8 protein-coding genes are annotated in these 7,302 nt (G+C 38.6%); 4 read left to right on the top strand and 4 right to left on the bottom strand.

Going from position 1 to position 7,302, the window contains the following annotated elements; all coding sequences use genetic code 11:
- Positions 1-190 precede the first annotated feature (190 nt).
- Together bcp and GQR46_RS13605 are read right to left on the bottom strand one after the other, a co-directional pair.
- Positions 191-670 (bottom strand): thioredoxin-dependent thiol peroxidase, encoded by a 480-nt coding sequence (gene bcp, locus GQR46_RS13610; RefSeq protein WP_002963124.1) that lies wholly within the window; start codon positions 668-670, stop codon positions 191-193.
- An 11-nt stretch (positions 671-681) separates the two neighbouring features.
- Positions 682-1,215 (bottom strand): ACT domain-containing protein, encoded by a 534-nt coding sequence (locus GQR46_RS13605; protein ID WP_007583906.1) that lies wholly within the window; start codon positions 1,213-1,215, stop codon positions 682-684.
- A gap of 359 nt (positions 1,216-1,574) precedes the next feature.
- Here GQR46_RS13605 and bamC point away from each other — a divergent pair, with 359 nt between their 5' ends.
- Positions 1,575-2,636 carry an outer membrane protein assembly factor BamC gene (bamC, locus tag GQR46_RS13600; RefSeq protein WP_165728192.1) on the top strand — a complete coding sequence of 354 codons (1,062 nt, stop codon included), beginning with the start codon at positions 1,575-1,577 and terminating at the stop codon, positions 2,634-2,636.
- 66 nt (positions 2,637-2,702) lie between these two features.
- Positions 2,703-4,073 (top strand): YjiH family protein, encoded by a 1,371-nt coding sequence (locus GQR46_RS13595; protein ID WP_165728193.1) that lies wholly within the window; start codon positions 2,703-2,705, stop codon positions 4,071-4,073.
- A 53-nt stretch (positions 4,074-4,126) separates the two neighbouring features.
- On the opposite strand, the gene GQR46_RS13590 is transcribed toward GQR46_RS13595, so the two are convergent.
- Positions 4,127-4,273 carry a DUF2897 family protein gene (locus GQR46_RS13590; RefSeq protein WP_165728194.1) on the bottom strand — a complete coding sequence of 49 codons (147 nt, stop codon included), beginning with the start codon at positions 4,271-4,273 and terminating at the stop codon, positions 4,127-4,129.
- A gap of 126 nt (positions 4,274-4,399) precedes the next feature.
- Positions 4,400-4,936 carry an acyloxyacyl hydrolase gene (locus tag GQR46_RS13585; RefSeq protein WP_165728195.1) on the bottom strand — a complete coding sequence of 179 codons (537 nt, stop codon included), beginning with the start codon at positions 4,934-4,936 and terminating at the stop codon, positions 4,400-4,402.
- Positions 4,937-5,180: 244 nt separating this feature from the next.
- Here GQR46_RS13585 and GQR46_RS13580 point away from each other — a divergent pair, with 244 nt between their 5' ends.
- Both GQR46_RS13580 and GQR46_RS13575 read left to right on the top strand, forming a co-directional pair.
- The gene (locus GQR46_RS13580; protein ID WP_007583914.1) at positions 5,181-5,774 is read left to right on the top strand and encodes an ABC transporter substrate-binding protein; all 594 of its coding nucleotides are present in this window, start codon (positions 5,181-5,183) and stop codon (positions 5,772-5,774) included.
- A gap of 230 nt (positions 5,775-6,004) precedes the next feature.
- Positions 6,005-7,302 (top strand): ankyrin repeat domain-containing protein (locus GQR46_RS13575; RefSeq protein WP_165741226.1); only part of this gene is annotated, 1,298 nt, incomplete at its 3' end.

The following is a 7,302-nucleotide window of genomic DNA, read 5'->3' as shown; positions in this document are numbered from 1 at the left end:
AATTTTTGCCTAGTTCTAGCGTAATTTTCTTAACGTTAAATAGACCCTATATATAAGCAGATTGGTATAATTTTTACATAGCGAAAATGTATAGGCATAAAAAAAGCGTTGCCCTTGAGCAACGCTTTTCTGTATTTGTCTAATAGCTGGTAGCTAACTTACTCAGCCGCTAGCTTATTCTGCTGCAAACTTATTCTGCTGCAAGATAGTCCAACACCACTTGATGGTGATCTTTGGTTTTAAACTTATCAAATAGGTGTTTAATTTTACCGTCTTGGCCTACTAAAAACGTCAAGCGGTGAATACCATCGTACTCTTTACCCATAAATTTTTTGTAGCCCCATACACCAAATGCTTCAGCAATGGCGTGGTCTTCATCGGCTAATAGGTCAAAATTAAGCTCTTTTTTAGTTTCAAAGTTTTTAAGACGCTTAATTGGATCTGGGCTAATACCTACAACGCGGGTGTTAAATTTAGCAAGCTGTGCTTGCTCATCGCGTAGGTTTTCGGCTTGTACAGTACAGCCCGGCGTTGACGCTTTAGGGTAAAAGTACACAAGCACTTGTTGCTCTTTTAACAGCTCACTTAATGTTACTGTTTCGTCGTTTTGGTTTTGTAGGCTAAAAGCGGGTGCAGTATCGCCTGCTTGTAATGGACTAATTGTGTTCATGTTTAGCATCCTTAACGAATTCGTTTAAAAATATAATCTACGTTTAGCGTATGAGAAAGGCTCTCAAAACTAATTTTAAATTGATCTATATCTACATCAACAGGTATGTTGAATTCAAGTTCACAACGCATTTTAATGTTGTCTTCTTGAGAATAAGTGTCTGACTTAAGTGAGCAAATACTAATATTATTGTCGGCAAAAAAGCGCGTTACTTTGCTCAATGTGCCTGGGGTGTCTATGCCAGTGTATTCTAGTGTGTAACCTGCACAAAATTCGCTAGGAGTATGACTCGCTGTGCGCTTCATCATGGTAAGTAGGCCAAGTTCCATGGCTTTGGTTGGCAGTACGTGCTCAATGCGGCTTATTGCAGACATGTCGCCGCTTAGTAGCATTATGAAGGTAAATTCGCAGCCTAAAATAGCAATACGGCTGTCAATAATGTTGCAGTGGCAATCGCTAACGAGTTGGGTTAGTTCACTTACAATACCGGGTCTGTCTTCGCCAATCGCTGTTAAAACAATTTGATGATTTGAAAATGCAGTCATGAGTTCAAATACCTTGTTACTTGGATTATATCAACCGAGTTGGCAACACCAAAAATACACACGAGAAGTTGCACGGCGGCGAAGTTTAACACAAAAAGGGCTCTAAACTACAGCACACGCTAATTAAGCGCTTTTAAAGTACGGTGTTTCTTGTTTTTACTGGCACGGGAAAGTACCATAGCTAAAATTTGCTTATTTGCGCTTAGTTTTATTGCTAAGTTGAAGTGCTGAACTTTATTGCATTTAGGCAGCCAAATAATAAATGTAAAGTTAATATTGATTTTACACTGAACCAAATCGGCATTACCCACTCATATATTTGTTAAAACAATTAAAGGGTATGCTAAGGAGAAATATCTGTGCAGTATTGGATCCCAAAAGCACTTGCAGTAAGTGTATTGGTAAGTTTATCAGGATGTAGTGTATTTACTAATCAAGCACATAATGAGCGTAACTATCGTACGCATGAGCCTGTAAAAGCACCAACGTCGTTATCTCAACCAGCTCAAGACCCAGTTTATAAAATGGATGTAGGTCAATACGACAACAATCCTGAAGCTACAAATTACCGCCCACCGGCACAAGTATTAACAATTGCTAAAGGCAGTTGGGTAGAAGAGACAGATAAACAAGCGCGTATTTATTTTGATAAAAACGATGGCATTGCTGATTTAGATGAATTTCTTTGGGACACGATTCAATCAGTCCTCGCTGATAACAATGCAGCAACCACTAAAGAAGACAAGCTACTAGGTACTATTGAAACTGATTGGTACTCAATTATCAAAACGGAAGAAAGTTTTTGGTGGTGGGGCGATGAAGTTAACGATGACTTAGAAAAATTTAGATTCACTATTGAAGAAAAGTCACATCAGCGTACTGCGTCTTTACGTGTAGAGCTGATTGATTTTAAAGGCGACCATACGCTAACTGATTTGTTAAAACAGCAGTTAGAAGTACGTGCGCTTAACCAAGTAGTGAGCGAGTTTGATTACCGTTACCGTCAACTTGAAGTTGATATGCGTAAACGCCAAGGTATTATTTCTCTTGAAATGGGCTTTGATAACAAAGGTAATGCAGCACTTGTAACTGAGCAATCTTACGAAGCTGTTTTTGACCGTTTCTCTGGATTTTTAGAGCGCTTGTCGTTCACTATTGTTGAAATTAACCCAGATACGGGCTTAATTACTGCTGATTACACTAAACCAGAAACAAGTGTTTGGGATTCAATTTGGGGTGATGACGTAGCTCAACTACCTATTGATGAAGGCCAATACCAAATTTTAGTAAGTAAAACTAAAGAAGGCGGTACTAGCTTAACGTGGATGGATGACAAAGGCGAAACGCTTGAGCCAGGTACTATGAATGGTTTACAACAAGCATTAGAAGCAGCACTCATTCAGCGCGGCATTAAAATTTAAATAATAATAAGTTTTACCACAAAAAGAGCGCTATGCTCTTTTTGTGGTTTTTATAGGTTAATAAATATGTCTCAGCTACCTCATCGTTCACACTACACGTGGCGCACTTGGTTTACTTTTTTGGTTCCTTCGTTAATTGGTGTGTTTTTATTTATGACACCCATTAGTACCTCGCAAGGGATGACCATTCCTATTGCCGTTATGGCAAAAGCGGTTCAAGCAATGATGCTTGGCTCTGCTCAAGCAATTATTACTCTCATTATTTGTATTACAGGGGTTATTTCTGTAATTACTAAAGTGTTTAAACCCGCCGCTATATGTAACTCATCTTTGTTAAAGCATTTATTTGATGTGAGCTGGACATGGCTGGTGGTGCGCTTATTTGGTATGGCGTTTGGTTTAATGACGTACTTAAGCCTAGGCAGCGAGATGATTACCTCGGCCAATACTGGCGCGCTGGTATTAAATGACTTATTGCCGGTGTTGTTTTCGGTATTTATTTTAGCGGGCTTATTACTGCCGCTATTAATTAACTTTGGTCTACTAGAGCTTGCTGGTACGTTAATGACTAAAGTAATGCGCCCTGTATTTGGTGTACCTGGTAGAAGCGCGGTTGACTGTACTGCATCGTGGTTAGGTGATGGTAGTGTGGGTATTTTGATGACTGCAAGGCAGTACGATCAAAAGCACTATACACAACGCGAAGCGGCTATTATTGGTACTACGTTTTCAGCGGTTTCAATTACGTTTAGTTTAGTGGTGCTTGGGCAAGTTAAACTTGAATACCTATTTGCACCGTTTTACGCAACGGTATGTTTAGCCGGTATTGTTGCCGCTATTATTGTGCCGCGATTACCTCCACTGCGCTTTAAAAAAGACTTACTGATTGATGGCACTGAGCCAGATAGAGACGCTGAAACAATTCCGGGTCATAAAACCTTATTTGGTCATTCGTTAGATGTTGCATTAGCTAAAGCAGATAACTCAACGGGTGTTAAAGGTACTATAAAAGAGGGCTTACATAACGCGCTTGATATGGTGTTTGGTGTATTGCCTGTAGTTATGGCGGTAGGTACATTTGCACTGATCATTGCTGAGCATACGCCTATATTTCAGTATTTAGGTATGCCGTTTGTGCCATTTTTAGAGTTATTACAAGTACCCGAAGCGGCAGCAGCGTCGCAAACTATTATGGTTGGTTTTGCTGATATGTTTATTCCGTCAATATTAGCAGCAGGAACAATTGAAAGTGATGTAACGCGCTTTATTATTGCCGCAATGAGTGTAACTCAGCTTATTTATATGTCTGAGGTGGGCGCACTTTTACTTGGCAGTAAAATACCGGTAAATATTTTAGAGTTGTTTATTATATTTATTTTGCGAACGCTAATTACTTTACCTGTTATTGCGCTAATGGCGCATTGGTTAGTAGGCTAAATTAACGAAAATATAATTAAGCGAATTGGTATTATTAAAAAAGCCCTGATTAATCAGGGCTTTTTTGTGTCTGTTGTATTTTTAATATTGGCGTTGGGCTTTTTAAACTCCGTTTTTGCAGAGAGTTTAATCAGCGCAATATTACCAATGACAATAGTAAAAACAACGGCGACAATAATTACAATATGCCAAGTTTGCATCGCAGTATCACTTAATATTTAGTACGTTTAAGTGTGACCGTTTTACGCTATAACAGCAATTAAATTACTCAAAACATAATCAATAACTTTAAACACAATCAATAACCTTAAACACAATCAATAACCTTAAAAACGTCTAGCTACCGAAAGCGTTAAAAAGTTAAGCCCTGGGTTTGGCTCTTTAAAGCCTGCGTTTGAATAGTGAATAACTCTAAGGGCAACGTTAGTATGACCAAAGTCGGCAACAAGGCCTATGCGGTCTTCAAACTGGTAGTGAGTACTTATGTTTTTACCGGCAAACTGCGTTTCATCAATCAGTGATACACCAATCCCTGCTTCTACATAAAATGGGGTGTTGTTAAAACTAAAGGCAGGAAATTGCAGCACAGGTGACATAGCAAGTACTAGGTTTGATTGTGTTTCATCGCCGTGGCGGTATTCCCACATATTTACGCTGGTTTCAAAGTAAAAGCGTGCATCACCAATTATATTTTGCATGCTAGGTGCATGATACTGATACGCAAGCTTAACGCCGTTTACGTTACCTTCGCCTTTGAGAAAATCAACGGCATAACCGTGGTTCGATTGAGCAAAAGCAAATTTGCCAAAAAGTGAAACTACTAATACAAAAGAGATAATAAGTGTTTTAAGTGACGTTTTCATAGGTGCCAAATGTCTGTTTGATTCAAGTGATAACTAAATGATAAGGGCGACCTATTAACAATTACAATGAGGACAAAATGCCGGTTGTATATGGCCTGTTAATGGAGTTTTCTAACTGCTTGAATTTATTTTAGTTATTTTATTGGTGCGATTTGGGCATTAATAAGTTGCTTATTTGTGCCTTTTTTATTGCGTATAGTTCGCGTAAATTACAGCCATCTTAATCACACAGACATATACAATTATGAAACTCTTTAAACTATTCGTTTTAGCCACTGCTTTTTTTAGTAGTTCGTTATTTGCACAAACTCAGCAATCGCCAGATCAGTTACTTGAATCAGTAGCCGATAAGCTATTTGCAGACATTGGCCAAGTAAATTCAAAAGGCACAGCAAGCAAAGAAGCGATGGCTGCCATTGTTGAAAAACGTTTAATGCCACATATTGATGTTAAGTTTGTGTCGTTTAAATTATTAGGTAAGCACATTAAAGGCATTGAGCGCGAACAGGCTGTTCAATTTATAGATGCAGTAGAGCATTACTTAACAGGCACATACGCTGGTGCACTAATGAAGTACACAGGTCAAAAAGTAGTATTTGAGCGTAATAACGCAAAAAGTGACTCTGAGTACGCAACAGTTAATACACAAATTATTGAGCCAAATGCGCCTACAATTGACTTAAGTTTTAAGCTTCGTTTAGGTAAAAATGATGAGTGGAAAGTATACGATATTGTTGCCGAAGGCATTTCACTATTAAGTGCTAAGCAAAAAGAGATTATTCAACGTATTTCTGAAGTGGGTTTAGATCAAGTTATTAGCGAGTTAAAAAGTAAATAGACTATTTGTCTGGCTCTGATTAAGCCCAACTCCAACCTCAAAAACGGCCAATTACTTATGTACTTGGCCGTTTTTATATTTGTAAGTAAAGGATTGTTGTTATTGCGTAATTTTGCGCTAGCAGCAAAACAAAGGTGTGCTAGAATATCGACACTTTGATTAAGCGTGGTGTCAGCTAAAAACTGATATAACTTACCACCCCCAAGCCACACTGGAGTTGTGTTGTTTTAATGGAAAATGTACTGATTTGGCCAAAGGAATACCCATTACTTATTAAAGGACTGGTAGAACAAAACGGTGCCTTTATTTTAGATGCTTTGGAAGCTTGGCCTGCTTGTCGTTCTACAAATGAAGACGATGGTGTATGCACCACCGTGTTACCGCCTATTTATTATTTGGCATGGCTAACCCCGCTAGAACCATTTGAAGAATGTTACTTTCAACATATCTCTGAATATGACGAAGACGCACAAGCGTATATTAGTGCGGTTAAAAGCCATTACTACGATAATGAATACACCCCTGAAAGCTTAGTGCTTATGCTATGCCAACGCCTTGAAAAATACGCAAGTGTGGCTGCGCAAAACACCATAGATACGCCACTGTCTTTAGTTGATTTGTTTTTTAGTAAGCGCTATTTCACGTTAATTGAGCATGCGCTAAATAATAACAGTAAGCTTTCGGCAAAGGATACATTAGCGCTTTGGAAAGAAGTTGATTTTAGAGAGCGTTTAAGTGCGTTTATTCCAGAGTCTATTGCTGATTTAGATACTCTTTCTGAACTTGCCAGCGAAAAAGTAGCAGCGGGTAAAGATTATTTTACGTTGCTTACACAGGTTTCTCCTGATGTTGACTCTGTTGTACTGCTAGAAAAAGCATTATTAACGCACCTGCGTAAAAAAACAGCCAAGCAAACAATGGCAATGCGCTTTATTGAGCAAGGCGCTACAGGTGTTCTTGCTGATGAAAACAATAAAACAGCTTTTATGTGGGCCGCCGAAAAAGGCTTTGTAAATGTGGTTGAAACGCTACTTGCAAAGCAAGACAAAAAAGCGGTTGATAATTTAGGTAATACAGCACTTCATTATGCTGTATTTGCTAAAAATGAATCACTTATGGTACTGCTAATTAAAGCCGGATACGACTTTAGAGCGCGCAATAAAGAAGGTTTAAGCTGTTACCGTTTAGCGGTAAGTATAAAAGCCAATAACTTAGTTAAATGCTTAGAACGTGACTTTGGTATTAAAGAGCTTTCGCCAGAAGGGCAGTTTGATCGCATTAAAAAAGTACATGTGCTGCACGCTATCGTCACTATACTGCTGCCTTTACAGTTGTTCTTCTTTTTTGATGAAACACTCTCTATTAAAAGTGAGCTGACGCTGGGTTTAACTATGGCGGCGGTGATTTGTTTTTTCTTTGCAACCACTTTAAAACGTTGCGCGTTATATCCGCATATTAAACACCCTTGGGGTTTATTTGTGCTTAGGGGCTTTTCGTTTATTAGCTTAGTGGCTCAAATAGGGTTAGC

The organism is Pseudoalteromonas sp. Z1A6 (assembly GCF_011378745.1).
Taxonomy (GTDB): domain Bacteria; phylum Pseudomonadota; class Gammaproteobacteria; order Enterobacterales; family Alteromonadaceae; genus Pseudoalteromonas; species Pseudoalteromonas arctica.
This window is presented reverse-complemented; position numbering and strand designations above follow the sequence as displayed.

What these genes read in the sequence shown, in the direction of transcription:
- GQR46_RS13585 (WP_165728195.1), bottom strand. Translation starts at nt 4,936, where the DNA reads ATGAAAACGTCACTTAAAACACTTATTATCTCTTTTGTATTAGTAGTT.
- GQR46_RS13595 (WP_165728193.1), top strand. Translation starts at nt 2,703, where the DNA reads ATGTCTCAGCTACCTCATCGTTCACACTACACGTGGCGCACTTGGTTT.
- GQR46_RS13590 (WP_165728194.1), bottom strand. Translation starts at nt 4,273, where the DNA reads ATGCAAACTTGGCATATTGTAATTATTGTCGCCGTTGTTTTTACTATT.
- bcp (WP_002963124.1), bottom strand. Translation starts at nt 670, where the DNA reads ATGAACACAATTAGTCCATTACAAGCAGGCGATACTGCACCCGCTTTT.
- GQR46_RS13605 (WP_007583906.1), bottom strand. Translation starts at nt 1,215, where the DNA reads ATGACTGCATTTTCAAATCATCAAATTGTTTTAACAGCGATTGGCGAA.
- GQR46_RS13580 (WP_007583914.1), top strand. Translation starts at nt 5,181, where the DNA reads ATGAAACTCTTTAAACTATTCGTTTTAGCCACTGCTTTTTTTAGTAGT.